We start from the raw sequence: 25,091 nt of genomic DNA on the forward strand, positions 1-25,091 counted from the left end.
GATGGAAAATCCCAGCATATTAACTGTCGCCATAAACACGATCGAGAACGAGATCGAGATAAAGGCGATCCGCGCGCAGGGTTCGGGTGGGCAAAATGTCAATAAGGTCTCCAGCGCGATCCACTTGCGCTTCGACATTGCCGCATCATCGCTGCCCGACATTTACAAAGAGCGTTTATTGAAACTGAACGATCAGCGTATCACCCGGGAAGGTGTAGTCGTTATCAAGGCGCAGCAGTATCGCAGTCAGGAGAAAAATCGCGAAGATGCGCTGAGACGTTTATACGAACTCATCGGGCGCGCAGCCGAATCGCCTCCGAATCGTAAACCCACCCAACCGACGCGCAGTTCGCAGAAAAAGCGGCTCGACAGCAAAACTCAACGAGGCCAGCTCAAGATCATGCGGAAAAAATTCTTGAGTGAGCAGCTGTCATAATGCGGTGAAGGGCTACGATCGCTTCCGAGTGCAAGCCATGCGCCGGGTTCAATCGCCGGCTTTATCAGGTAGTATTGGGGAGTTATTTCTAATGAATAGGCGCCAGATGAGATTCATTTTTGTCGGGCTCAGGCAATTCGACGGGTGAATTCGCAGGATTTACAATAGGGCCTTCAGTTTGTTGCACGCTCTTTTCTATCGTTGGGGCGCTTTTCGCGCCCTGAAAAACAACAGAAAAGGTGGTTCCGACATTCTGCTCACTGGAAACCGTGATGCGTAGTTTATTGTTCTCCGCCACGGTTCTTACTATTGATAAACCTATTCCGCTTGACGTTCTATTATGCAACGCTGCCCTGGGAGTATAAAAATACTCGTCGAAGATGTGCGGGAGGTCTTTATCGCTGATGCCTATCCCATAGTCGATAATAGTTACTGCTGCGGATAAGCTCTGCTTATCGAAAGAAGACCCGATCTCCACCGAGCGTCCGTCATATGAATAGGCGATTGCGTTTGCAATGATATTCTCGAAGAGAATATCAAGCTGACTGGGCACGCATTCCACGACAAAATCTTCGATCGACGCGTTGATATCGATGTGATGCGAATTGGCAATAGGTTGTAATTTATCGATGCACTTCGAAATGACACCCCCGATATTGACCCACGTCAAATTAGCGGGATCGCGGGCTGCGGCCTTTAATCGTTCAAGCTTGAGTACATCCAGAATAAGGCCTGCCATGCCGGCGGCTCGATCATCGACCTTCAAAATGACATCCATTATTTCCGGCGAGACTTCTCCGCAATAATTTCCCTTGATCAGGCTGATCTTGCTGCGAATGGCATCAAGCGGCGCTTTAAGCTGATGTGTCATCAGCACGGCGTACCGGTCCTTCTCTGTTTGTGCCCGGCTGATCTGCTCGTAGGCATCCACTATGTGGCGCTCGTGGACACGCACGACGATCGACAGTCGTGAAACAACATACCAGACAATGACAAAGAGCACGTCAAGCGTAAACATCCATAGAAATGTATGGATTTTAAGCGAGCTGATGCCAGATGCATTCGAGTCTATCAATACGGATTGAGGCGCCAGAAAAAGAAGCGGATTTTCAAACAATAGAACGACCGAATACATGACGCAAACCAGAACCGTAACGATCAGACTCTCAACCGTCGAAAAAAAGATGCACGATAAGGCGATGTGCAGCACATAAAAGAATGGTGCCGGGGTCGCCATGCTGCCAACGTAATGCACGACGACCGACAGGCATAGAAGGTCGACGATGATCTGCGCCCAGATATTTATAGATGGGGAGTTATATCTTGTCCGCTTGCGAAAATCCAGCGCATAGATGCAGCTGATATTTGCGATACATAACAGCACCGTTATGACAACAGGCCATCCCTGCTGGTGAGTGATGCCGATTTCGGTCAGCGTATCTGAAGCAACGAGCGCGAATATTTGAAAAATGAGGAGAACAGCGATGACCCCCCATCGAAAAATGATAAACCACCGCGCGTTACCAATCAGTACTTCATCGCTCAGCTTCGAGCCTGTTAACCCGGCATGCGGGAAAGCGAGCGAAGTTTTGGATGCATTTTTGGATGCAGCCCAGGAAAATTCGGCAATCGCCATGTTAAATTCCGCAGGAAGAATCTGCTGGAAATTCGAAATTACGCAGCGGCATCCAGTCGATGACGAACAATCGATAAAAAGCTGATCGCGTCAACTGGTTTTTCCACGATTAAAATCCATTCGTCGGATATGCCTGTGAAATAAGGACGGATTTCCTCGCCGAGAGAGGTCATGAATATCATGTGTAGCTCGGGAAAATGTTTTCGGAGTTCCACATAGGCTTCCAGCCCCGAGTCCATCGATTCAACCATTACATCGAGGATCGCCAGATCAGGAGGACTCGCGGGATTCTTCAGTAGCGAAGCGATGAAATCACTCATCGTCTGGTAGCTATCGACCGCATATCCATTTGCATCGAGAATACGCCTCACAGTATCGCGAATATCCGGATCGTCATCGACATGCGCGATTCGTTGTGTAGCACCGTTTTCTTTTGCCAATACCGAACCCGGCAGTTGGCCGGGTAGTTTATCGGTTTCCATGCGTTGAGTGGGTGCATGCATTTGGGTCTCCTCCGGTTTCTGTTTAAACTGCAGACAAGTTTACGGGTGCGTTCCCGTAAACAGCATAATATAGTCTACGTGAAGGGTGTGTCACGCACGTGTAAAAATTTTGTGAAGACTGCAATTTGTGCAGTCGGAAAGGTGGGGATGTAAAGATTACGCTGCGTTGCCCAATTTGATTCAGAAACACCAGTGATCGACACCACGGAGCGGATTCAGATCAAGACCCGCTTCAGCCATTCGCCAATATCGGCTATCTCCTCTTCGCAAACGGAATGCGCCATCCGATACTCATGCCATTCCACTGCATAGCCTAGTTCGACCAGTTGCCGTCTTGACGCGGCCGCCACTATCATCGGTATGACATCATCGCTTTCACCGTGCGCCATGAAAACGGATGCTGGTAGATTAACCCGGCACGCTTCCGCAACCAATGTTTGCGGCAGAGGGAGATTGCATGACAAAGCCATTACGCCGGCAAGTTTTTCCGGATAGCGCAAACCGGTGTGGAGCGCTAGCGCTCCACCTTGAGAAAAACCGGCTAGAACAATATTCTCCGACTTTATTCCTCGCTGGTTTTCGCGCGCGAGCAGCGACTCGACTGCCCGTTGCGACCCGTGCAAGCTTTCCATATTTTCGTGAAGGCCCGCATTCGTATCGATCATGTCGTAGTCGTACCATGCGCGCATCACCATGCCGCGGTTAATGCTCACCGGGCGCTTCGGGGCATGAGGAAACACGAAACGAACGTGTATTGCCGAAGGTAGCGCGAGCGCATCCACGATCGGGACGAAATCGTTGCCATCCGCACCGAGACCATGCATCCAGATGATAGTATGAGTTGGGCTGGCCCCGGTTTCCAGTTCAATCGCGGGAAACGGATCGGTAGGATTAGCGGTCATCAGGCGAGAAAAAAATTTGACAAAATTTGATTAATTGATTAGTTGACTTAACGCGAGGGTAGTATTAGATTCGCACTTTCGATTTTCAAGACAAAACTTCAAGACGAAACCCCTATAGCAGGAGAAAATATGAAACGCAGGGATTTTATCAAATTGGCGGGAGCAAGCGCCGCGTTATTTCCCGTCGCCCCATCCGTGTTTGCTCAACAGGTTATCCCGTCACGGCGGCATACTTACCGCTTGACCTATAAGTTCGAGCTTCCCGCCGACGGAAAAAAAGCGCGTTTATGGGTACCCTTACCCGACACCGACGATACACCCCATCAGTTTTCTCAAGGCAGCGTCTGGAGCGGCAATCCGACTGTTGCCAAGTTCGAGACCGTTCCCGGAACATCTTCACCCATGTTTTACGCTGAGTGGCGGGGTACCGGTCCACGCACCGTCTCGGTGAGCAGTATTGTGAAGACGGTTGATCGCTCTGTCGACCTGAAGCATTATTCCGAGCGAGGCACGGGCGCCATCCCTGCGGATGTGAAACGTTTTCTGCTACCGACAAAGCACATACCCCTAGACGGTATTGTACGCAAGACTGCAATGTCAATCATCAAAGACGCCAATGCCCAGACGCCTCTGCAAAAAGCGCATGCCGTCTATAACTGGGTGGTGGACAACTCCTATCGCGATCCGGCAACCCGTGGCTGTGGCCGGGGCGATATCAAGCTCATGCTGGAAAGCGGCAATATGGGCGGAAAATGCGCTGACCTTAATGCTTTATTTGTGGGACTGGCGCGCGCAGCAGGCGTTCCCGCGCGGGACCATTACGGAATTCGCATAGATGAATCAGCGACCCACAAAGCCCTCGGACAATCCGATGATATCACCACTGCCCAGCATGTCCGGGCGGAATTTTATCTTGCCGGCCTGGGCTGGGTACCTGTGGACCCCGCCGATGTGCGCGAACTGGCGCTGGAAGAGGCATTGCTGATCACCAATCCGCGAGTGATTGAACTGCGCGAAAAATTATTCGGTGCATGGGAAATGAACTGGGTGGCATTCAATCACGGCAAAGATATCACCCTGGCAAAAGACAGCGTTTTTAAAGAACTGCCGTTTTTCATGTATCCCCAGGCCGAAATTGGCGGCCACGAACGGGACAGCCTTAACCCGGCCGAGTTTGCCTACAAAATTGTCTCATCGGAACTCGTGGGGACGGGCGTCAAGTTTTAGTGAGTGGAGAATGCTGAACAAGCCCCGGTTTTGCAAGCAGGGGCGCAGTTCGGCTGATACTTCGCAACACATCCCTAGCCCGGATGTTTCATAAATTCGCGTGATGATTGTGCAGGATTTTGTTTTGTAGGGAGATTTCGTGAAAGAGTAGCGTAGTTATTCATACGCCCGACTGAACGAAATTTTCATACGAAATAAAAGACCAGCAAGGGCGCGCGTCAATTTATGAAATATCCGGGCTAGCTATTCAAATTTCAAATTTATTTCCAACCCGCGTGCTTTCCATGGCATGCGGAAGGGACGGCTATTCAGTTATGCGTTCCGTGGTTCGTCATTCGTTATCGCTCCACTCCGAGCCTTCGGGAATAATTTTTTGCAGTTCATGAAATAGCATACGAAAACTTTTGGGTGGCTTGTTCGCAAGCTTTTCCTTTTCCGCGTTGCGCGTCAGCAACCGCAATTGCTGCAGATCTGCGGAAGGATATTTTTGCCCAAGTTCGACCAACGCCAGTTCATCCGCCAGCAGCCGCTCGCGCCAGCGTTCCAGCAGATGCAGCCATGCCGTATGTTGCGCGCTCAGGCCGTTCCAGGCGTCAAGTTTTTCCTGTATTGGCGCCGCGTCTACGTCACGCATCAGCTTACCGATAAATTGCATTTGCCGGCGAAGCGCGCCATGCTTGCGTATCCGCTTGGCTTCGAGTATGGCGTCAGCCAGCGTTTCCGGCAGGTCAAGTTCGGCCAGCCGTTTGGGATCGAGCTGTATCAGTTGTTCGCCCATGTCCTGGAGCGCATGCATTTCCTGTTTGCGCCGGGTTTTGCTGACCGGAAGTGGTTCGGAATCGTTTGTTGGGGTTTTTTGCACTGTGCTTCCCAATTCAAGAAACTGCTATCATAGCGTCATTGAACCTAAATCCGGTAGTTGGACGGGGTGAAGTGTACGGTTTTTGGGGTGCAGGGCAAGGCGCAACGACGCGGAATGGTCGTTCCATTCCAAGAAGTTGCAACGCAGCCATGTGCCGCAAAAACTGTGCAATTCACCCCGTAGCGCCCTCACCCGGAAGGTGAGCGTAAAATAATATGAAATATTGTTATTAATCATAACACTGATCTATTAAATGAGCGGTCAACTGCCGGATTTAGGTTTAATGTAATCTCAGATCAGTCTGTTTGCTTCTTGGCTGAAAGATGCGCTTGCGGGTGCTATTTGTCAGCTAATCAATATAAGGTGTCTCCCCTTAAAATCGCCATGAACGATAATACTCGCCCTTCCCCGCGTTTTTCCTATCCTTTCCCCGTACTTCAAAAAATCGCGCGGGACGTTCTGGATTATGCCAAGAAAAACGGCGCCAGCGCTTGCGAGACCGACATATCGGATGGTTTCGGCCAGAGTGTGACCGTCCGGCGCGGAGAGGTCGAAACCATAGAGTACAATCGTGACAAGGGACTTTCGGTGACGGTTTACATCGGCCAGAAACGCGGCCATGCAAGCACCTCGGATTTCGCGCCCCAGGCAATAAACGACACGGTTGCAGCAGCCCTGTCGATTGCCGGACACACAGCCGCCGACGATTGCGCAGGGCTGGCCGATAGCGACTTGCTGGCGCGAGAATTCCCTGACCTTGATTTGTATTTTCCGTGGGATTTGCCGGTGGAGCAGGCAATACAGCTCGCCCAGACCTGTGAGGCGGCCGCGTTCGCGGTTGATAAGCGCATCACCAATTCTGAAGGGGCGAGCGTTTCGTTGAGCGAGTCCCAGTTTGTGTATGCCAACAGCCTGGGATTCATGGGCGGCTATCCGGGTTCTCGTCACAGTATCAGTTGCGCGGTGATTGCAAGCCAGGATGATACGATGCAGCGTGATTATTGGTATAGCGTCGCGCGCGATGCCGCTGATCTGGAGCATGCGGATAGCGTTGGCAGAAAAACGGGAATGCGCAGCGTTGCGCGCCTGGGCGCCAGGAAAATTGCCACCTGCGAAGTACCTGTTCTATTTGAAGCGCCGATTGCAGCCAGCCTGATGGGCCATTTTGTCGGCGCCGTGAGCGGCGGCAGCCTTTACCGCAAGTCGTCATTTTTACTGGATAGTATCGGCAAACAGGTATTTGCCCCCGATATTCAGATCCGGGAAGTGCCGCACTTGAAAAAAGGGTTGGCTAGCGGGTCATTCGATAGCGAGGGTGTCGCCACGCGTGAACGCAAAGTGGTAGAGAATGGCGTGGTGCAGGGATATTTTCTCGGCAGTTATTCCGCTCGCAAGCTTGGGTTGAGCACGACCGGAAATGCCGGTGGTAACCATAACCTTATTCTGGATAATGGCGCCGGGCTCGAGTTCTCCGCCTTGCTCAAGAAGATGAATAAAGGCGTACTGGTAACTGAATTACTTGGTCAAGGCGTAAACCCCGTCACAGGAGATTATTCACGCGGCGCAGCGGGCTTCTGGGTGGAGGATGGAGAAATCCGCCATGCCGTGGAGGAAATCACTATCGCAGGCAACCTGAAAGATATGTTGCTCGGCATCTCCGCAGTCGGCAACGACGTGATTGCGCGTGGTTCCAAGCAATGCGGCTCCCTGCTGATTGACCGCATGATGGTCGCGGGCGGCTAAATACTTCGAAAGCACTCGGTTTTTCAGCATCCGCTTTTCTGTTTACGCCCTGGGCGAATGCGCGTTGATTCGCCTTCTCCCCCGTCTGCTCGGCATTGCCGGCCCGGCAATGGTTTCGCCTCACGCTCGAACTCACGATGAATCTACATTTGCTTGTTCCTGCCCTCTTTTGGCCCGATGCCGGGCTTCCGGACATTTACCGTGATCTATCGCTGCCCGCACTGGAGAATCTGATTGCAAAATGTTCGAGCGATGACGATGAGTCGGAAGGACTGGAGGCTTGGCTCTGCGGGGCGTTTGGCGTCGCAAAACAGCAGGACTGGCCAGTTGCACCTCTTGCTCTGCTGGTCGACGGAGCGGAAGATATAAAAGCAGGAAACGATTACTGGATTCGCGCCGACCCGGTGCACTTGCATATCGAGCGTGATCAGATCGTGCTGGCTGATAGCCGTGTTTTCCGGATGTCATTGCAGGAGGCCGAGGCGCTTACCAGCGTGCTTAACCAGCACTTTGCGGCAAGTAACCAGGAACTGGTGTTCTTGCCGCTACGGCCCGATCGCTGGTATATGCGCGTAACAAAAACACCCGCGGCAAAAACACATTTGCTCAGCGAGGTTGCAAACAGAGGCATCAATGAATTGCTGCCGTTCGGCGTGAACCAAACGTTCTGGCGCGGCCTTTTCAATGAAATTCAAATGCTGCTGCATTCGCATCCGCTTAACCAGTCGCGAGAGGCACATGGCGAACCAGTCATTAACAGTACCTGGTTCTGGGGCGGCGGGGTCATGCCGGAATCGCCGAGTTCTCCGTATACTTCTATATGGAGCAATAATGTCCTTGCCCGCTCCCTGGCGCTGGCGTCTCGTACAGATCATATACCGCTTCCGCCAAGCGCGGCGATGTGGCAGCAATCCGCTGCATCCGGCCATCATCTCGTCGTGCTTGACGCCCTATACGGAAAAGCTCAGTACGCGGATGCATATGGCTGGCGCGAAAGTTTGAAAGAGCTCGAACGAAGCTGGTTTGCACCTTTGTGGGCAATGTCCAGGCAGGGTCTGTTCGATCGGATAACCCTCATCGCACTCGGTGAATGCAAAAGCAAAAATTTTACTGCAAGACGCGTCGACTTGAGGAAATTCTGGCGCAGGCCAAAACCAATCTCGATCTATGCCCGCTAGCAGCCTGTCGGACTTTGAAGAATCGCAGCGAAAAGGTAACTGGGTAAGAGCAGATTTTGAGAATTTTGAAGGCCAATAGTTATTCTATTGGTCGAAAGCAGCGAAATATGAACCGGCCAGACGCTTTTGCAGCCGATTCCTTTAAGTTTGACAGGCTGCCAAGTGGTATCGGCAGAAAAGACATGTTTTTTTCGTCTTTTTCAGCACATTAAAGATGCTCAATATCATTCATAATGGGCTCTATCCGGCAAATGTGATGGAGCAAGAAAACCGAATCCGAACTTGTTGGTAAAATGCCTGCGACTCGTAAACCGGTGGTAAGAATTTTGCAATAAAAGGGGGATATCATGAGGAGAAAATCATGACTAATTTACAACTATTCGAGTCGTTGCTGAATTGCAATACCGTGGAAGAGCTGCACAGGGATGCCACAGCCATTGTTGGCCAGATGGGATTCGAGCATTTTCTATACGGCGTGCAGGTAAATACGTCGCTTACCCGTCCCTATCGGTTCATTCTCAGTTGTTATCCGGAAGCATGGCGAAAACATTATGACGAGGAAGGTTACGCCAGTATTGATGATCCTACTGTTTCCCATTGCGCCAAAACGTCAATTCCAGTCATCTGGAGGAACGAGATTTTCAAGGGACGCAAGGAGGCAAGGATAAGAAGCGAGGCGAAGGATTGCGGCCTGGCGAGCGGGGCCAGCTTCTCGGTTCACGGCGGGCGAGGCGAAGCTGCAATGCTGAGCCTTGCAACCTCCCGCGACTCTCGTGAAGCTCAGGATGATATTATCGCGACGATGGACAAAGCCCAGCTATTGACCTGTTATCTACACGAGGCAGTGCAGCGTGTCGTTCTGAGTAAAGGCCCGCTCCCTTTGAAACGGATCAGTCTGACAGAAAGGGAAAAAGAATGTTTACTATGGGCAGCCGAAGGAAAAACCGGCTGGGAAATAGGCAACATCGTCAATATATCGGAACGTACGGTCACTTTTCATCTTCAGAACGCGGCCCAGAAAATGGGTGTGGTCAACCGCCAGCAAGCTATTTCCCGCGCCCTTTCCATGGGACTCATCGAGCCCTGCACTATTATATAAGTGCCCTGTTGGACAGGCTCCGCGCTATCCTCAGGGACGGGAAGTGCCGTTGTAACTTCGCTAAATACCCGCTATAGCCGAATTTTCAAAGCTCGGAACTAACTCATTTCCCATATGCCTCAGGCCTTGCAATAGGAGGGAACCCAGCTGCGTTCGATCATGTGCGCAGGCAACTCATTGAAATCAAAAGAAACACCGTCCTTTATCATCTGATCAACATCCAGCAATTGTTCAATTTCGGGTATATCTTTAAAAAACATCGTATAGAAAGGTTTAACCAGTACTTTGGAAATTCCCATCCCTATAGGGCCGATAAAATTCCTTCGTTGACCCACATGCGCTACTTCATCAATTGTAATCTCGTCCAGCAGTTCTTTTAAACGGCAGCAGACTTCGGGTTCTTCAGCCAATATCTCATCAAACAAGCGGTATAGGTGACAATAAAACGTTACTCCCATCAGTTCGGTAATAAAAGCAGGCGAGTCCTTCAAGAATCCCGGAACTTTCGGAAATTGCTCGTAGATTTTTTCCTTGATCGGTCCTAAAGGTACCCACTCCACCTCATCCAGACCACACGTGCATAACATTTCGTTAAAGAGGCGTACATGGCAAAATTCCTCGGCTAAATGCACGCGGCTGATTTTGTCAGTTACTGTATATGAATGTGCCATATCAGGAATGACATCCCAGGCGCCTTTTATTCCTACCCACTCGTGTCTCGCGAATTTATAAATGCACGTCAACATCAGCGTCATGCGATCCATTGATCCGGGATCATCCTGCATCTCGACATAATTGCGGTAAAAGGCTTCGGGATTAGCAAGCGGCTGGCGCAATCTAACGGGATGCTCCTGAAAGTGCTTGAGCCTGGCACGCTTTTTTTCCAGATCCTTCGCACCTTCAAAAAGTTGACCGCCATGCTGCTGAGTAAACTCCCAGTAATCTTCAAAATTTTCTTCCCTTTCAAGCTTGGTCGCCGGTGTGAAAATGGACAGATATTTAGCCGGTGTCATACGCTTTGCACTCCAGTGGTCATGCATGAGATTCAGTGATGCGGATAATTGGAAAACCGAATGATGGGTAAGCGTTATAGCCGCGCAATGGCTCCGTACTCTTCGAACCATGTGTTCTATTGCCCCGTAATTCAACGTTGCAAACAGGGATATTAGCGCAAACTTTCAGGATCGCTTCTTTCGCAGAAGTTACTCGGCCAGCGCCAGGAACTCGGCTCGTTGAGCGGCGTTTGTCTTCAGATCGCCAAGCATTGCCGAAGTGACGGTCTCTTCGCCGGCGACGGCGATTCCCCGCGATTCCATGCACATGTGGCGGCAGCGAATAATTACACCGACAGCCTTGGGCTGAAGATGCTCAATCAGGGACTGCGCAATTTGCTGGGTGAGGCGTTCCTGAACCTGTAAACGTGCAGCAAAACAATTGACCAGTCGTGTCAACTTCGACAACCCAACGATGTGTCCGCTCGGAAGATACCCAATGGTTGCGTGACCGAAGAAGGGGGCAAGGTGGTGCTCACAATGCGAGTAAACCGGTATTTGCCTGACAACGATCAGCTCGTCATAACATTCGCCGCCGTCGGCAAATGTCTTGAGAATCGCTGCCGGATCCTGTTTATAGCCGCGCGTCCAATGAGCCCAGGCCCGCGTGATGCGGCCTGGCGTTTCAACCAGGCCTTGGCGTGATGGGTCTTCACCGATCGAACGCAATAGCCGCCGCCAATCGGCTACACCAAATTCTTCCGAGTCATCTGAAGTATTCATAATAGCCACGACTCTGTTGGAAAGGGAAACAGTGCGCGATAAGCGCCAATATCGACCGTATTCCTGCTAAACATCGGCACCAGCTCCCGTTTAAGAGACATGTATAAATGCGGCTGAAAGAGCGCCACGAGTAAATACTGAGTGTAGCGGGTAAGACATGCGATAGTCCCCCACGGATCCCGGTGAGGGCCGGCGCGAGTGCTCCGAGTAGCCCACACTCAGCCCAACACGCCTAATTCCATAATAGCACAACATAATTGGAAAACTTTGAAATAAATCTGGGGCGGAGCGCGTGGCGATCAGGCGGGTATATCCAATGGTTTATTCGGAAAATCAACAAATCATGGTGCCGTGATTGGCGTTACGACTATTTGTTGGAGGCCGCGCGTGCAAATTTGATAAAATGAACGCATGAAAATTGCGACATGGAACGTAAACTCCCTCAAGGTCCGCCTGCCGCAGGTTCTTGACTGGCTGGCGGTGTATCAACCCGATGTGCTATGCCTGCAAGAGACGAAGCTGCAAGACGAGAATTTCCCGATAGAAGCGATTGCAGCGGCTGGTTACCAAACGCTTTATAGCGGCCAGAAAACCTATAATGGCGTCGCTTTGCTCAGCAAACAACCGGGAAGCGAAATTATCACGGCCATACCCGGTTTTGATGATCCTCAAAAGCGCGTTCTGAGCGCAGTTTACGGCGATGTGCGGGTAATCTGCATTTACGTTCCCAATGGTGAGAACATCGAGTCCGAAAAATACCAATATAAGCTGAGGTGGCTGGCCGCCCTCACGGATTGGATTCGAGACATGTTAAGCCAGCATCCGAAACTGGTGTTGCTGGGCGATTTCAATATCGCACCGGAAGCGCACGACGTACACGACCCAAAGTTATGGGAAGGCCAGGTTCTGTTCAGCCTGCCGGAGCGTGAGGCATTTCGTGAAGTGCTCAATCTGGGCCTCATGGATAGCTTCCGCCTATTCGAACAACCGGAAAAATCCTACACCTGGTGGGACTATCGCATGATGGCCTTCCGCCGCAATATGGGTATGCGGATAGACCATATTCTATTAAGTAAAGACCTTGCGGAAGTATGTACCGCATGTGTTATCGACAAAGCAACACGCAAACTCGAACGGCCTTCCGATCATGCACCCGTGATGGTGGAACTAGGGAATCTCGTTCAATCAGATGGCGTCTTCTGCCCCGGCGGATAGCAACATCTCGGCGGCATGCTTGCGGGTGGTGTCGGTTATTTTTGCACCGCCCAGCATTCGCGCAATTTCCTCGACCCGCTCCTGCCTTTCAAGCACAGCGATGCGGCTCGATATATTTCCTGGATCGGCGGGATCGGCTGATTTGGTGACCTGCCATTGATGGTCTCCCGCCGACGCAACCTGGGCTAGATGGGTTATGCACAATACCTGACGCTCCGCGCCGAGTTTTTTCAGCATCCCCCCTACCATTTCTGCGACTCGGCCACCAATACCTGCGTCTACCTCATCGAATATGAGCGTGGGCGTCATGCCGAGCTTGCTTGTGATGACATGAATCGCCAGGCCGATCCGCGACAATTCCCCGCCTGACGCGACCTTTGCCAATGGCCGCAACGGCAGGCCCTGATGGGCGGAAACCTGGAACTCGATTTGCTCCATTCCGGTCGCACTGCCTTGTTCGAGCGGAGTCAGCATTACCGAGAATGCTCCGCCTGCCATCGCCAGGGTTTGCATGGCAACGGTAACCTGTCGGGCAAGCGTGGCCGCTGCGCCTGCCCGTCCGGCGCTCAATTTTTTTGCAAGCTTGAGATATTCATCTTTGGCTGCCGCCTCTTGCCTCGCCAGCGACTCGCCATCTTCCTTGTGACCCAGTTCTTCCAGCCGCTCGGTGACCGTCCTCAGCAGCTCCTGCAGTTGATCGGGAACAACCCGGTATTTTCTGGCCGTCGCGTGAACCGCCGTCAGGCGGGCCTCTATATCCTGTAGACGTTGGGGATCCAGATCAAGACGCTGTTGATAACGCCCGAGTTCATACACGCCTTCTTGTAACTGGATTTGCGCCGGCTCGAGCAAATCAAGTACCACTTTGAGGCTGCTATCGCATTCAAGTACCTGACTCAGGCGCAGAATGACCGAATTTAGCTGCGAAAGCGCGGCGGTTTGGCCTTCCGACAGGGCTTCGAGTCCCATCTGCGTCGCTTCAAGCAAAGCGACCGCATGGGAGAGCCGGCTGTGCTCGGCTTGCAACGCTTGCCACTCATCAAGCGAAAAATTCAGCGCGGAGATCTCGCTTGCTTGCCACTCCAGTTGCTCGCGCTCCTGAGCGAAAGCGGCCGCGTTTTGCTCCCTGGACACGCGCTGCCGATGAAGTCCCTGCCAATGCCGGTACGCTTCTGCGACAGACTGCGCCAATTGCCGGTTACCTGAATAGGCGTCGAGCAGTTCGCGTTGCGCTTCCTTGCGCAGCAACGACTGATGTGCATGCTGCCCCTGAATATCCACGAGGTTTTCACCGACCGCGTGCAATTGCTGCAACGTAGCAGCGCGACCATTGATAAAACTGCGGGAGCGTCCGCCGGCATCCACCAACCGGCGCAACAGGCATACTCCGCGGTCGTCATCATGATTTTCGAATCCGTTTTCGCACAACCATTCCACGAGCTTCGGCAGTGCGCCGATATCGAACTCCGCGCTGATCTCAGCACGCTCGCAGCCATTGCGGACGACACTCGTTTCGCTGCGTTCGCCCAGTACAAGCGAGAGTGCATCGATCAGAATGGATTTTCCGGCACCGGTTTCGCCGGTAAGCACGGTGAAACCGGGAGTAAACTCCAGTTCCATGCAGTCAACAATGACAAAATTCCGTATGCTCAGAAACTTTAGCATGCTGAAGGGCTCATACCTGGTTTCTGGGTATGCCGCTCCAGCCCAGCTTCTCGCGGAGCATGCGGTAGTAGCTGTGATCCGAAGCGTGCAGCAATGTTACGGTATGAGGAGAGCGCCGCACGACAACCTTGTCATGCTGCCTTAAATCGTAATGGGAATGGCTATCGGAATGCACACGTGCGACTGCGGTACGATGCATCAGGATTTCCACGACGGCGTCCGGCCCGACAACGATGGGGCGGTTGCTCAGCGTATGCGGACTGACCGGAACCAGTGCAATTAAATCAAGGCTGGGGTGAAGGATGGGGCCGCCCGATGACAATGCGTACGCGGTAGAACCGGTCGGACTCGCGACAATCAAACCATCCGAACGCAGGGAGTATACGTATTCGCCATTGATATGCACCTCGAACTCGATCATGTTACCGCCAACGCCGCGATTTACCGCTACATCATTTAATGCCAGGGCACTATATGCCGTGACATTATCGCGGACGACCTCAACGAACAGCAGCATGCGCCGCTCTTTGAAATATCGGCCATCCAGCATCGAGCCCAGCGTTTCGAGCATGGAGTCGATCGAAAGATCGGTAAGAAATCCGAGCCGACCCTGATTGATGCCAACCAACGGAACATTGAAGGGCGCAAGCTTTCGTGCGATATTGAGCATCGTGCCGTCGCCGCCCAGGACTATCGCCAAATCAGCACGTATACCGATCTCCTCCATGGTCACGGCGGGGTATTTTGCCTCTGCCACGGCAGCAGCAGTAGCTTGGTCCAGCAGAACTTCCAGATTCCGCTTCTCCATATACCTTCCCAGGCTCAGCAGTGGAGCCACGATATCGGGATTTTTATGCTTGCCGATCAAAGCGATTGTTTTAAACGAAGAACTCATCGTTGGATTAGACTGAAGAATAGATGAAACCGCTGATGAAGCCGACCTGTGATATGAAACATTTCTTGAGATTAAACCATATCGGCCCCAAGGTGACAAAGTATTCCAGCCCCGTTATTGATATATTCAGCGCGGCGACCACGGCGGATATTGGCTGAAAGATGCTTTGCAGGAAAGGGGGTGCCAGTCGCCGCAGTCGGGCCTGAACGAAATTTTGCAATTGAAGCCAAAAAGAGATGTCTATCAATCAGGGAGCTACCAAGTAATGTTAGACGTGTTGGCGTCCTTAGGGATAAGCCATTGCCTTTTCTGTCGCTGGGAAGCGGTAAGACTCAATTCAGCCGGTAGAATGAATCCTGGTGTAAAATAATGAAATGTTGAATCAGCGCGCCAAAATCCTGCTAAAAACTCTGGTCGAACGGTATATCACCGAAGGTCAGCCGGTGGGTTCTCGCTCGCTCTCCAAGTTCTCCGGTCTTGATCTGAGCCCCGCCACTATTCGAAATGTGATGGCGGACCTTGAAGAAATGGGTTTTGTCGCCAGTCCGCATACTTCCGCTGGTCGCATACCGACTCATCAAGGCTACCGTTTTTTTGTGGATACGCTGCTGGTGGTAAAACCTCTGGAACTCATTGAAATCCACCAGCTTCAAGACCAGCTTCATCCGGACAATCCTTCACGATTGATTAACGCGGCTTCACAATTGCTGGCGGAATTGACACGCTTCGCCGGCGTGGTGGTGGCTCCCAAGCGGAGTACCGCCATATTCCGCTATATCGAATTCATGACCTTGTCGGAAAAGCGTATTCTGCTCATCATCGTGACGCCGGAAGGGGATGTTCAGAACCGCGTGCTTTTTACGGACCGAACATACAGCCAGGCCGAATTGACGGAAGCGGCCAATTTCATTAATCAGAATTATGCGGGTTGCGCCATCGATGAAATCCGCACTCGCCTCCAGAGCGAACTGAAACAATTGCGTCATGATACGACCCAACTCATGACTGCCGCTATTGAAGCGGGAGGGGCGGCAATCAAGGAGAACAGTGAAAACGTGGTTGTGGCAGGCGAACACAAGCTGCTTGATGTGCATGACTTGTCGAGTAATACAACCAGCCTGAAGAAGCTGTTTGATCTCTTCGAGCGGAAAACCGCGTTGTTGCAGTTGCTGGAATTCAGCCGCAAGGCGGAAGGTGTGCAGATCTTTATCGGCGGGGAGTCCGGTGGCGTGACTTTGGATGAATTCAGCATGGTTACCGCGCCGTATGAAGTGGACGGAAAAATCGTCGGCACCGTCGCCGTGATCGGACCCACGCGGATGGCTTATGAACGAGTCATTCCGATTGTGGATGTGACCGCGAGGCTGCTTTCCAGCGCACTATCGCAACATTAGCCACTTTATTACCCATTGGTGAAGCGCCACGCTCATTCCCGAGCGCGTGTGAGTCATCCAGCGGTTCCTGCATGGTCAATTTGCTTCTGACGCACTATTCCTAACCCGTGAAAGGATGGGCCGCCAATACGCTGCGGCCAACACGGTGCCTATAGTAGAGCCGAAGAAGATGTCAACAAAGCAGTTTTGTTTCTGATGAGAATTGGAATATCTTGATAGCGCCCGAACCTGCCTACCAACACGGCACGCCGAACCAGACAGGCATTTTACTAGTCAATCTCGGTACGCCTGAAGCGCCCACCGCACAAGCCTTGCGGCCTTATCTCAAGCAGTTCCTGAGCAATCCCCGCGTAGTGGAATTTCCGCGGTGGGCATGGTGGCCGATCCTGAACGGCTTCATACTGAACACGCGTCCGAAAAAATCGGCGGAAAAATATGCGCTGATCTGGATGCCGGAAGGTTCGCCGCTGAAAGTCCACACCGTTCGACAGACCGGCCTGCTGCGCGATGTGCTGGCCAAACGCGTCGAACCGGCACCGATGGTGGAATATGCGATGAGTATAGGCAGTCCTTCCATCGCCGAGGTGCTGCGGGGAATGAGGCAGAATGGCTGCGAGCGCATTCTGGTGCTGCCGCTCTACCCCCAGTATGCCGCCAGCAGCACAGCCTCCGCGTTCGATGAGGTATTTGCGCAACTGGGGAAGATGCGCAACACCCCTGCGCTGCGCACTGTGAAACATTATCATGATCATCCCGGCTATATTGCGGCTCTGGCACAGAATATACGCGATTACTGGACTGAAAACGGCCGCCCCGACAAGCTGGTAATGAGCTTTCACGGAGTACCGCGCGCAACGCTGGATAAAGGTGACCCCTACCATTGCGAGTGCCGGAAAACCGGACGATTGCTGGCGGAGGCGCTGGAATTGCATGCAGACGCGTATGAGATTTGTTTTCAATCCCGCTTTGGCCGGGCTGAATGGCTAAGACCCTACACCGCGACCACACTGGAGCAACTCGGCAAGCAGAACACCGGGCGTGTGGATGTCGTCTGTCCCGGTTTTGTTTCCGATTGCCTCGAGACACTGGAAGAAATCGCCATAGAGGGGAAAGCCATTTTCATCCAGGCTGGTGGCCATGAATATCACTACATTCCCTGCCTGAATGAACGCGACGACTGGATAGGCGCATTAGCCGACATCGCTCTCGCTAATCTACAGGGTTGGCTGGGGCTGGAGAATACAAAAGAAGCAAATGCGGAAGAGAAGCGGGCTCAGTCGCGGCAGCGCGCACTTGAACTGGGGGCGAGTGATTAAAGAGGCTTTCATGCGCCACAATGCGCTTCGCTTGTTGGCCGCTGCGTCTGCCTAAGCTTTAATTAAGCTTAAACCTGAATCCGGCTGTTAGCAGCTTATTTTTCAGCTCACTTGCCTGCCAGGCGCCAAAAGGATTTTTGGTGCCCATAAACCTCGCCTTTTTGGTGAGTTCGCCACAATTCCGGTTTCCGGTTAAACCGCGTTACTCCAATCGTTTGACTGGCGCTTCTGCTCCGCGATTTCCAAGCCAACTGCGCACGAATTGAACAATACCTGGAAGAACGGAAATAATGATGATGCCGAATATGAAAAAGGTCAGGTTGTTTTTCACTATTGGCACGTTACCGAAGTAAAATCCGCCGAATACGAAAAAACCGATCCAGAAGACACTACCGAATGCGCTGTAGGCCATGAAACGTGGGTAAATCATGCGTCCGATACCGGCCACGAAAGGCGCGAAAGTGCGAATGATCGGTAGAAAACGCGCGAAAATGATCGTTTTGCCACCATGCTTCATATAGAACTGATTGGTTTTTTCCAGATGAGCGCGATTCAATAAACGCGAGTCTGCTCGGGAAAATATCCTGGGACCGAAATAACGCCCTATCCAGTAATTGGTATTGTCGCCGCAAAATGCAGCGAGGATGAGAAGCGCGGCCAGCCATTGAACATCCATTGCGCCAGTTGCGGCAATCGCACCCGCCACGAACAGCAGTGAATCGCCCGGCAGAAAAGGCGTCACGACCAATCCCGTCTCGCAGAAAATGATCAGGAACAGAATAAGATAAATCCAGTTGCCGTAATTCTGAACCAGCCAGATGAGATGCTTGTCCAGGTGCAGGATAATATCGATGAAGGCAGCGAGAATTTCCAAGAGAAGCCTTAAGTAGGACCGGAATGAAGCCAGCGGCGGACAATAGGATGAGGCTGGTTTAACTTGCGAATGAAATTAAGGTAGCGCCTGTACCTCTTCCTTCTTTTCAGGTCTCACAATATCCTTGCGCGACACTCCCAGCAACATGAGGATAGGGCTTGCCACCAATACCGAGGAATAAATGCCGAACAGAATGCCGATGGTAAGCGCCAGTGCGAAATTATGCAGTGGTTCGCCGCCAAACAGGAACATTGAGATCACGACCATCTGGGTACTGCCATGCGTGATAATGGTGCGCGACATCGTGCGTGTGATCGCGTTGTCGATGACTGTGTTCACCGTAGCCTTGCGCATTTTACGGAAGTTTTCCCGTATGCGGTCGAATATCACCACCGATTCGTTGACTGAATAGCCAAGAATGGCCAGGATCGCAGCCAATACGGTGAGTGAGAATTCCCATTGGAAGAATGCGAAAAATCCGAGAATGATCACCACGTCGTGCAGGTTCGCAATGATACCGGCAACCCCGAACTTCCATTCAAAGCGCACCGCCAGATAAGCGACGATGCCGAGCGAAACCAGTAACAACGCCAGCGCACCGTTTTCCACCAGTTCCTTACCCACTTGCGGGCCCACAAACTCTACACGCCGCAACTCCGCTGCTTCATCATCCTGGCGCAACCCCGCTATCACCGTTTCGGACAGCCTGGCACTGGACATCTCCGGCTTGGCCGGCAGGCGTATCAATACATCCCGCGATGTGCCAAAGTTCTGCACGCTGGCGTCGGGCATCCCCATTTTAACCAGTGTATCCCGTATCCTGGTGGTTTCCGCGGGATGGGAATAGGCCACCTCCATCACGGTGCCGCCGGTAAAATCCACGCCCAGATTCAGCCCCTTGGTGACGAGAAAAAATACCGCCAGGACAAAAGTGAGCAACGAAATGGTGGTGGTATATTTCCCCCAGCTCATGAAGGGAATGTCGCGCTTGATTCTGAAAAATTCCATGCTGACCCTTATCTCCCCGAAGGAATGTATGTTCCTGCTCTGCTCATATGTGTATTAACCCGGATGTTTCATAAATTCGCGTGATGATTGCACAGGATTTTGTTTTGTAGGGAGATTTTGTGAAAGAGTGGCGTAGTTATTCATACGCCCGACTGAACGAAATTTTCATACGAAACAAAAGACCAGCAAGGGCACGCGTCAATTTATGAAACATCCGGGTCAACGCTTATCGGTAGCCGGCTTCCAGATCTGTCCGATAGAGACCCGCTCCAGCTTGCGGCGACTGCCATATACCAGATTGACTATCCCGCGCGACACCATCACCGCGCTGAACATTGAAGTGGCGATGCCTAGACACAGCACCACGGCAAAGCCCTTGACAGGGCCCGAGCCAAATGCGAACAGCGCGATCCCCGCGATCAAGGTCGTAATATTGGAATCGAGAATAGTGCCGAACGCCCGCTCGTATCCCGCATTGATTGCCGCTTGCGGTGACAAACCCTCCCGCAGCTCGTCGCGGACACGTTCATTGATCAGCACGTTCGCATCGATTGCCATGCCAAGGGTGAGCGCGATTGCCGCCATGCCCGGCAGCGTCAGCGTTGCTTGCAGGATCGAAAGGAGGCCTACCAGCAGAAGCAGGTTTACGCCCAGCGCCGTCACCGAAATAAAACCGAACACAAGATAATAAACCGTCATGAAGACGGCAATCCCGAGAAAGCCGTATAAGGTTGAATTAAACCCACGCGAAATATTGTCAGCGCCAAGGCTTGGGCCTACCGTTCGTTCCTCGATGATATCCATCGGTGCAGCCAAGGCACCGGCACGCAGCAACAACGCCACATCCCTGGCCTCTTCGGTGGTCATGCGCCCGCTGATCTGCACTCGTCCACCACCGATTTCTTCGCGTATCACGGGTGCGGTAATGACTTCAGCCTGATTCTTCTCGATCAGTAAAATGGCCATGCGCTTGCCGACATTATCGTGGGTTAATTGTTTGAATATACGCGCCCCATTGCTGTCGAGATCGATGTGCACGGCGGGTTGACTGTTGCTGTCGAAGCCGGGTTGGGCGTCAGTGATGCGATCACCCGTCAGCACCACCTGCTTTTTCACCAGCACCGGCCCGCCGCCGCGCTCATTGTAAAGTTCGGAACCGAAGGGAACCTGCCCGCGCAACGCTGCCTCCAGGTCGCGGCCCTCATCCACCATGCGGACCTCCAGTGTGGCGGTGCGTCCCAGAATATCCTTGGCTTTGGCGGTATCCTGCACGCCCGGCAGTTGCACAACCACGCGGTCTACACCGGCTTGCTGAATGATGGGTTCGGCCACCCCAAGCTCGTTGACGCGGTTGCGCAAGGTCGTAATGTTTTGCTGTACAGCGGAACTCTGGATACGCACCTGCGCTTCTTGCTTGATATTGGCTATCAAATAAAACTCGGCGCCCACATTCTCCTCGCGCAAATCCAGATCTGCGTAGGTTTTGTTGATTTCCGCTTTTCCCTGAGTACGCGATTCGGTGTTACGGAACTTGACAGTGATTTGAGAACCCTGCTTGTCAAGCCCGGCATAGGAAATTTTTTTCTCCCGCAGGCTGCCGCGTATGTCCGCGCTATAGCGGTCAAGCGCCTTGGAAAGTGCACCTCTCATATCCACCTGCAGCAGGAAATGGACGCCGCCGCGCAAATCAAGCCCAAGATACATCGGCAGTGCGCCGATGCTGTTCAACCATTGCGGGGAATTGGAGAGCAGATTCAGCGCCACCATGTAACCGTTACCCAGTAAAGACTGGAGCGTATCCCTGGCCTTGATCTGCGTGTCGGTATCGGCAAATCGCACTTTGACACCGCCGGATTCAAGAAACATTCCATCCACGGGAAGGTTCGCTTTCTTCAGGGCATCTTCAATCCGTTGCAGTAGCACGGTATCCGCCTTGGGCGCGGTGCGTAGCGGTGAAATTTGTACCGCTGGCGATTCGCCGTAAAAATTCGGCAGGGTGTAGACCAGCCCAAGCAGTATCGAGACCGCGATAATCAGGTATTTCCAGGAAGGGTAGCGGTTCATTTTTTTGAGTGAAAGGCGTGAAACAGGAAATAAGGAAACTAAGAATGGGTACTGGAAACCTATGCCACAGCCTTCGCGCCTGGGCCTTTACAAGGATGGACTATTCTTTCTCGATACTATTCAAGGTTCCCTTGGGCAGCAGGGTCTGAATCGCTGTTTTTTGTATGGTGACCTGCACATTTTCGGCAATTTGTAGTATGACGTAATTTCCGACAACCTTGACCACACGTCCCAATACACCGGATGCAGTTGCCAGCTCATCACCTTTCTGCAGCGCCTCTATCATCAATTTCTGTTCTTTGGCACGCTTCGCCTGAGGACGAATCAGCAGAAGGTAAAAGACAACGAATATACCGATCAGCGGCAGCAGGCTCATAAAATCCACTCCCGCTGCTTGCGCAGGCGCAGCGGCCTGGGCATAGGCTTCACTAATCAACATGGCTTCTCCGATAATGGGATAAAAAAGGATGCGATTTTAGCACGATGCGACGTGGGCTTGAAATCCTTGCGCGTATTCCTGGAACTGCCCGGCTTCGATAGCGGCGCGAATTTCGCTCATCAATTGCTGGTAATAATACAGGTTGTGCAGCGTGTTGAGCCGTGCGCCCAGAATTTCACCAGTCCGCTGCAAGTGATGCAGATAAGCAAGGGTGAAATTCCGGCAGGTATAGCAGTTGCATTGTTCATCCGGCGGCGCCGTATCCAGGCGGTACCGGCTGTTGCGCAGCTTGACCACCCCGTTGCGCGTGAACAGCCACCCATTCCGGGCATTACGTGTCGGAAGCACGCAGTCAAACATGTCTATGCCCTGGGACACGGCGTTGACAATATCCGCCGGGGTGCCTACACCCATGAGATAACGCGGCTTCTCGTCGGGCAACTTCGGCGTGATGTGCTTGAGGATGCGCTGCATGTCGTCCTTGGGCTCGCCTACCGACAGTCCGCCGACCGCATAACCGTCGAAGCCGATATCCACCAGCCTGGATAACGAATCATCACGCAGATTCTCATGCATTCCGCCCTGGACAATGCCAAACAATGCGTTGGGATTCCGTACATCATCATGCCCGCGCCTCGACCGTTCCGCCCAGCGCACGCTCAATTCCATGGATACACGCGCCGCTCGCTCATCCGCCGGGTAAGGCGTGCATTCGTCGAATATCATCACGATGTCGGAATTGAGTATGCGTTGAATACGCATCGATTCCTCCGGCGTGAGAAAACACACGTCGCCATTTACCGGCGACCTGAACTTGACGCCCTCTTCGGTAATCTTTCTCAGCGCGCCCAGGCTGAACACCTGAAAACCGCCCGAGTCCGTCAATATCGGTCCATCCCAGCCCATGAAATGGTGCAACCCCCCATGCGCGCCGATCACATCGAGGCCGGGGCGCAGCCATAAGTGGAACGTGTTGCCCAGCACGATATGGGCATCAATATCCCGTAAATCCGCGGGCGACATCGTTTTTACCGCGCCGTAAGTGCCTACCGGCATGAAAGCGGGTGTCTCGACCGTGCCATGGGCCAGCGATAACGTCCCCCGGCGGGCGCGGCCGTCGGTACGATGCAGTTGAAATTTCATGCTACCGGTTGCTGGATGGGGAATAGGCTCAAAGTGTCTATAGAGATGATGTATTCAGGACGCGCAGGTACGAGGCTTTTGGAACTACGTTACAAATTATAGGGCAAGCAGCCAATCAGCGGTCAATTAGCAGGCTAAACAGGGATCGGCGTTTATCATTGGCTCTCGATCAGCATGGCATCGCCATAACTGAAAAACCGATACCGCTCATTTACAGCATGCTGGTAAGCACGACGAATGTTCTCCGTTCCGCCAAATGCGGACACCAACATCAGCAAGGTTGAGCGAGGCAAATGAAAATTGGTTAGCAGGCGTTCTACCACACGAAAACGATACCCTGGCGTGATAAAGATATCGGTCTCGCCATGACCTGATTTCAATTCATCCATCCTTTCCACCGCCTCCGCCCCTGCCGTCTGTGCTGCCGCCCCTTCCAAAGCGCGCAGCGATGTCGTGCCGACTGCGAGCACCCTGCCCCCTCCGGATTTTGCGCGCCGGATTATGTCAATCGTTTCCGGCGGCACATGAAAAATTTCTCGATGCATTTTGTGATCGGCAATATTGTCCACCCGGACCGGCTGGAACGTACCCGACCCCACATGCAGCGTCACATAAGCAATCAGCACGCCCATTTCTCGTAACGCAGCCAGCATGTTTTCATCAAAGTGCAGGCCTGCGGTCGGTGCCGCGACAGCGCCTGCCTGCTTCGCATAAATGGTCTGGTAGCGCGCCTCGTCCATTTTTCCCGGCAGACGTGAAATATAAGGCGGCAGCGGCAGGTTACCGTAACGCTCCAACAGATCGGTGACCGTGTTTGCGTGATCGAAACGCAACGTATAAAAATCGCGCTCGCGGGCCAGCACCGTCACGTCGATTGCACCGGCGAGGAAAAGCTTCGAGCCCGGTTTCGGCATATGACTCGCGCGCATGATCGCCAACACGCAATGGGCATCCAGCACCCGTTCCACCATCACCTCCACCCTGCCACCCGTGTCCCTCACGCCATGCAGACGCGCCTTGATCACGCGAGTGTCATTAAACACCATGACGTCGCCAGGGCGCACAAGGCGGGGTAAATCGGCAAACATTGCATCACCCAGGGCACCACCAGAACCTTTCAGATGCAGCATGCGACTACTGGCGCGCTGCTCAACCGGGAACTGCGCAATGAGCTCGGGAGGCAGATTGAAATCGAAATCCTGAATTTTCATCGCGCGTATTATACCGATACGCCCGGCATCGCTTATGCGAGTTGCCGCGATTTCGATTTTCAGTAATAATGCCCCGGCAGGCTGTGCCGGGATGGCGGAATTGGTAGACGCACGGGACTCAAAATCCCGCGACCGCGAGGTCATGGGGGTTCGATTCCCCCTCCCGGCACCAAAACGGAGTTTCAGTGAGTATCAAACACCGACCCTTGCCTGGTAAAGGCTATCCAGAAGCAAACCAAACACCAAGCAGTAGCGAACGGTTTTGAAGCCGTAGCACTGTGCAAGCGAAGTACCATCCCAGCGTTACTGAACCGAAGCAGACAGCAACCCTGCTATGGGCGATCAGTGGCTATAGCGGCTCCTTAACCCATTCCCCATGCACGTTACAGCTTGCCCCGCTCGTGCTCTTACACCCCGGCGAGTTGCGCCATGCGGAATGAAGAGATTTAATCTCGATGTCGCTGAATGGCAAATATGCGGTGGGTTTTTAATTGTCACAAAAATGC

Annotated in this window: 22 protein-coding genes and 1 tRNA gene; 9 read left to right on the forward strand and 14 right to left on the reverse strand. The window is 52.7% G+C overall.

Features of this window, described 5'->3' with window-relative positions; all coding sequences use genetic code 11:
* The first annotated feature begins 1 nt into the window (after position 1).
* On the forward strand, positions 2–436 hold the full coding sequence (arfB, locus tag BLP78_RS06440) for an alternative ribosome rescue aminoacyl-tRNA hydrolase ArfB (RefSeq protein WP_090457797.1): 435 nt from the start codon (positions 2–4) through the stop codon (positions 434–436).
* Between the two features lie 88 nt (positions 437–524).
* Here the strand turns inward: arfB and BLP78_RS06445 are convergent, their stop codons facing one another.
* From BLP78_RS06445 to BLP78_RS06455, 3 genes are all read right to left on the reverse strand, one after another.
* The gene (locus BLP78_RS06445) at positions 525–2,072 is read right to left on the reverse strand and encodes a sensor histidine kinase (RefSeq protein ID WP_090457699.1); all 1,548 of its coding nucleotides are present in this window, start codon (positions 2,070–2,072) and stop codon (positions 525–527) included.
* A gap of 38 nt (positions 2,073–2,110) precedes the next feature.
* Positions 2,111–2,575, reverse strand: a complete 465-nt coding sequence (locus tag BLP78_RS06450) for a response regulator transcription factor (protein WP_090457701.1) — start codon at positions 2,573–2,575, stop codon at positions 2,111–2,113.
* Positions 2,576–2,790: 215 nt separating this feature from the next.
* The gene (locus tag BLP78_RS06455; protein ID WP_090457703.1) at positions 2,791–3,477 is read right to left on the reverse strand and encodes an alpha/beta hydrolase; all 687 of its coding nucleotides are present in this window, start codon (positions 3,475–3,477) and stop codon (positions 2,791–2,793) included.
* A gap of 129 nt (positions 3,478–3,606) precedes the next feature.
* Here BLP78_RS06455 and BLP78_RS06460 point away from each other — a divergent pair, with 129 nt between their 5' ends.
* Entirely contained in the window at positions 3,607–4,704 is a 1,098-nt protein-coding gene (locus BLP78_RS06460) for a transglutaminase-like domain-containing protein (RefSeq protein ID WP_090457705.1), read from the forward strand.
* A 331-nt stretch (positions 4,705–5,035) separates the two neighbouring features.
* Here BLP78_RS06460 and yjgA read toward each other — a convergent pair whose 3' ends face one another.
* On the reverse strand, positions 5,036–5,566 hold the full coding sequence (yjgA, locus tag BLP78_RS06465) for a ribosome biogenesis factor YjgA (protein ID WP_090457707.1): 531 nt from the start codon (positions 5,564–5,566) through the stop codon (positions 5,036–5,038).
* Between the two features lie 384 nt (positions 5,567–5,950).
* On the opposite strand from yjgA, the gene pmbA reads away from it, so the two are divergent.
* From pmbA to BLP78_RS06480, 3 genes are all read left to right on the forward strand, one after another.
* Positions 5,951–7,309 carry a metalloprotease PmbA gene (pmbA, locus tag BLP78_RS06470; protein ID WP_090457709.1) on the forward strand — a complete coding sequence of 453 codons (1,359 nt, stop codon included), beginning with the start codon at positions 5,951–5,953 and terminating at the stop codon, positions 7,307–7,309.
* A 137-nt stretch (positions 7,310–7,446) separates the two neighbouring features.
* Complete coding sequence (locus BLP78_RS06475) at positions 7,447–8,487, forward strand: phosphoglycerate mutase (RefSeq protein ID WP_090457711.1); 1,041 nt, start codon at positions 7,447–7,449, stop codon at positions 8,485–8,487.
* Positions 8,488–8,848: 361 nt separating this feature from the next.
* Positions 8,849–9,586 (forward strand): LuxR family transcriptional regulator, encoded by a 738-nt coding sequence (locus BLP78_RS06480; protein ID WP_090457713.1) that lies wholly within the window; start codon positions 8,849–8,851, stop codon positions 9,584–9,586.
* Between the two features lie 119 nt (positions 9,587–9,705).
* Here BLP78_RS06480 and BLP78_RS06485 read toward each other — a convergent pair whose 3' ends face one another.
* Together BLP78_RS06485 and folE are read right to left on the reverse strand one after the other, a co-directional pair.
* Positions 9,706–10,599, reverse strand: a complete 894-nt coding sequence (locus BLP78_RS06485) for a hypothetical protein (RefSeq protein WP_090457715.1) — start codon at positions 10,597–10,599, stop codon at positions 9,706–9,708.
* A 189-nt stretch (positions 10,600–10,788) separates the two neighbouring features.
* On the reverse strand, positions 10,789–11,361 hold the full coding sequence (gene folE / locus BLP78_RS06490) for a GTP cyclohydrolase I FolE (protein WP_090457717.1): 573 nt from the start codon (positions 11,359–11,361) through the stop codon (positions 10,789–10,791).
* Between the two features lie 411 nt (positions 11,362–11,772).
* On the opposite strand from folE, the gene xth reads away from it, so the two are divergent.
* On the forward strand, positions 11,773–12,576 hold the full coding sequence (gene xth, locus BLP78_RS06495; RefSeq protein ID WP_090457719.1) for an exodeoxyribonuclease III: 804 nt from the start codon (positions 11,773–11,775) through the stop codon (positions 12,574–12,576).
* On the opposite strand, the gene recN is transcribed toward xth, so the two are convergent.
* Positions 12,547–14,241 carry a DNA repair protein RecN gene (gene recN / locus BLP78_RS06500; RefSeq protein ID WP_090457721.1) on the reverse strand — a complete coding sequence of 565 codons (1,695 nt, stop codon included), beginning with the start codon at positions 14,239–14,241 and terminating at the stop codon, positions 12,547–12,549. The genes xth and recN overlap by 30 nt on opposite strands.
* Before the next feature lie 10 nt (positions 14,242–14,251).
* On the reverse strand, positions 14,252–15,136 hold the full coding sequence (locus BLP78_RS06505; protein ID WP_090457725.1) for an NAD kinase: 885 nt from the start codon (positions 15,134–15,136) through the stop codon (positions 14,252–14,254).
* Positions 15,137–15,510: 374 nt separating this feature from the next.
* Between BLP78_RS06505 and hrcA the strand changes: the two genes are divergently transcribed.
* Both hrcA and hemH read left to right on the forward strand, forming a co-directional pair.
* A complete protein-coding gene (gene hrcA / locus BLP78_RS06510) occupies positions 15,511–16,530 on the forward strand; it encodes a heat-inducible transcriptional repressor HrcA (RefSeq protein WP_090457727.1) in 1,020 nt (339 codons plus the stop codon).
* 209 nt (positions 16,531–16,739) lie between these two features.
* Positions 16,740–17,846 (forward strand): ferrochelatase, encoded by a 1,107-nt coding sequence (hemH, locus tag BLP78_RS06515; RefSeq protein WP_090457729.1) that lies wholly within the window; start codon positions 16,740–16,742, stop codon positions 17,844–17,846.
* A 202-nt stretch (positions 17,847–18,048) separates the two neighbouring features.
* Here hemH and BLP78_RS06520 read toward each other — a convergent pair whose 3' ends face one another.
* From BLP78_RS06520 to queA, 6 genes are all read right to left on the reverse strand, one after another.
* The gene (locus BLP78_RS06520; RefSeq protein ID WP_090457731.1) at positions 18,049–18,720 is read right to left on the reverse strand and encodes a DedA family protein; all 672 of its coding nucleotides are present in this window, start codon (positions 18,718–18,720) and stop codon (positions 18,049–18,051) included.
* A 75-nt stretch (positions 18,721–18,795) separates the two neighbouring features.
* Positions 18,796–19,728: a protein translocase subunit SecF gene (gene secF, locus BLP78_RS06525; RefSeq protein ID WP_090457733.1), complete on the reverse strand. Its 933-nt coding sequence runs from the start codon at positions 19,726–19,728 to the stop codon at positions 18,796–18,798.
* Positions 19,729–19,947: 219 nt separating this feature from the next.
* Positions 19,948–21,792, reverse strand: a complete 1,845-nt coding sequence (secD, locus tag BLP78_RS06530) for a protein translocase subunit SecD (RefSeq protein WP_090457735.1) — start codon at positions 21,790–21,792, stop codon at positions 19,948–19,950.
* Positions 21,793–21,892: 100 nt separating this feature from the next.
* The gene (gene yajC, locus BLP78_RS06535) at positions 21,893–22,231 is read right to left on the reverse strand and encodes a preprotein translocase subunit YajC (RefSeq protein ID WP_090457737.1); all 339 of its coding nucleotides are present in this window, start codon (positions 22,229–22,231) and stop codon (positions 21,893–21,895) included.
* A 36-nt stretch (positions 22,232–22,267) separates the two neighbouring features.
* Complete coding sequence (tgt, locus tag BLP78_RS06540; RefSeq protein WP_090457739.1) at positions 22,268–23,374, reverse strand: tRNA guanosine(34) transglycosylase Tgt; 1,107 nt, start codon at positions 23,372–23,374, stop codon at positions 22,268–22,270.
* A 155-nt stretch (positions 23,375–23,529) separates the two neighbouring features.
* Positions 23,530–24,585: a tRNA preQ1(34) S-adenosylmethionine ribosyltransferase-isomerase QueA gene (gene queA / locus BLP78_RS06545; protein WP_090457741.1), complete on the reverse strand. Its 1,056-nt coding sequence runs from the start codon at positions 24,583–24,585 to the stop codon at positions 23,530–23,532.
* Between the two features lie 85 nt (positions 24,586–24,670).
* Between queA and BLP78_RS06550 the strand changes: the two genes are divergently transcribed.
* Positions 24,671–24,757 (forward strand) — tRNA-Leu (locus BLP78_RS06550).
* The last annotated feature ends 334 nt before the right edge of the window (positions 24,758–25,091 follow it).

Origin of the sequence: Nitrosospira sp. Nsp1 (assembly GCF_900100985.1) — a bacterium.
Lineage (GTDB): Bacteria > Pseudomonadota > Gammaproteobacteria > Burkholderiales > Nitrosomonadaceae > Nitrosospira.

Bases quoted from the DNA above. Each gene is read 5' to 3' on its own strand.
- arfB (WP_090457797.1), top strand. From the start codon at position 2: ATGGAAAATCCCAGCATATTAACTGTCGCCATAAACACGATCGAGAAC.
- BLP78_RS06445 (WP_090457699.1), bottom strand. From the start codon at position 2,072: ATGGCGATTGCCGAATTTTCCTGGGCTGCATCCAAAAATGCATCCAAA.
- BLP78_RS06450 (WP_090457701.1), bottom strand. From the start codon at position 2,575: ATGCATGCACCCACTCAACGCATGGAAACCGATAAACTACCCGGCCAA.
- BLP78_RS06455 (WP_090457703.1), bottom strand. From the start codon at position 3,477: ATGACCGCTAATCCTACCGATCCGTTTCCCGCGATTGAACTGGAAACC.
- BLP78_RS06460 (WP_090457705.1), top strand. From the start codon at position 3,607: ATGAAACGCAGGGATTTTATCAAATTGGCGGGAGCAAGCGCCGCGTTA.
- pmbA (WP_090457709.1), top strand. From the start codon at position 5,951: ATGAACGATAATACTCGCCCTTCCCCGCGTTTTTCCTATCCTTTCCCC.
- BLP78_RS06475 (WP_090457711.1), top strand. From the start codon at position 7,447: ATGAATCTACATTTGCTTGTTCCTGCCCTCTTTTGGCCCGATGCCGGG.
- BLP78_RS06480 (WP_090457713.1), top strand. From the start codon at position 8,849: ATGACTAATTTACAACTATTCGAGTCGTTGCTGAATTGCAATACCGTG.
- BLP78_RS06485 (WP_090457715.1), bottom strand. From the start codon at position 10,599: ATGACACCGGCTAAATATCTGTCCATTTTCACACCGGCGACCAAGCTT.
- folE (WP_090457717.1), bottom strand. From the start codon at position 11,361: ATGAATACTTCAGATGACTCGGAAGAATTTGGTGTAGCCGATTGGCGG.
- xth (WP_090457719.1), top strand. From the start codon at position 11,773: ATGAAAATTGCGACATGGAACGTAAACTCCCTCAAGGTCCGCCTGCCG.
- recN (WP_090457721.1), bottom strand. From the start codon at position 14,241: ATGCTAAAGTTTCTGAGCATACGGAATTTTGTCATTGTTGACTGCATG.
- BLP78_RS06505 (WP_090457725.1), bottom strand. From the start codon at position 15,136: ATGAGTTCTTCGTTTAAAACAATCGCTTTGATCGGCAAGCATAAAAAT.
- hrcA (WP_090457727.1), top strand. From the start codon at position 15,511: ATGTTGAATCAGCGCGCCAAAATCCTGCTAAAAACTCTGGTCGAACGG.
- secF (WP_090457733.1), bottom strand. From the start codon at position 19,728: ATGGAATTTTTCAGAATCAAGCGCGACATTCCCTTCATGAGCTGGGGG.
- secD (WP_090457735.1), bottom strand. From the start codon at position 21,792: ATGAACCGCTACCCTTCCTGGAAATACCTGATTATCGCGGTCTCGATA.
- yajC (WP_090457737.1), bottom strand. From the start codon at position 22,231: ATGTTGATTAGTGAAGCCTATGCCCAGGCCGCTGCGCCTGCGCAAGCA.
- tgt (WP_090457739.1), bottom strand. From the start codon at position 23,374: ATGAAATTTCAACTGCATCGTACCGACGGCCGCGCCCGCCGGGGGACG.
- queA (WP_090457741.1), bottom strand. From the start codon at position 24,585: ATGAAAATTCAGGATTTCGATTTCAATCTGCCTCCCGAGCTCATTGCG.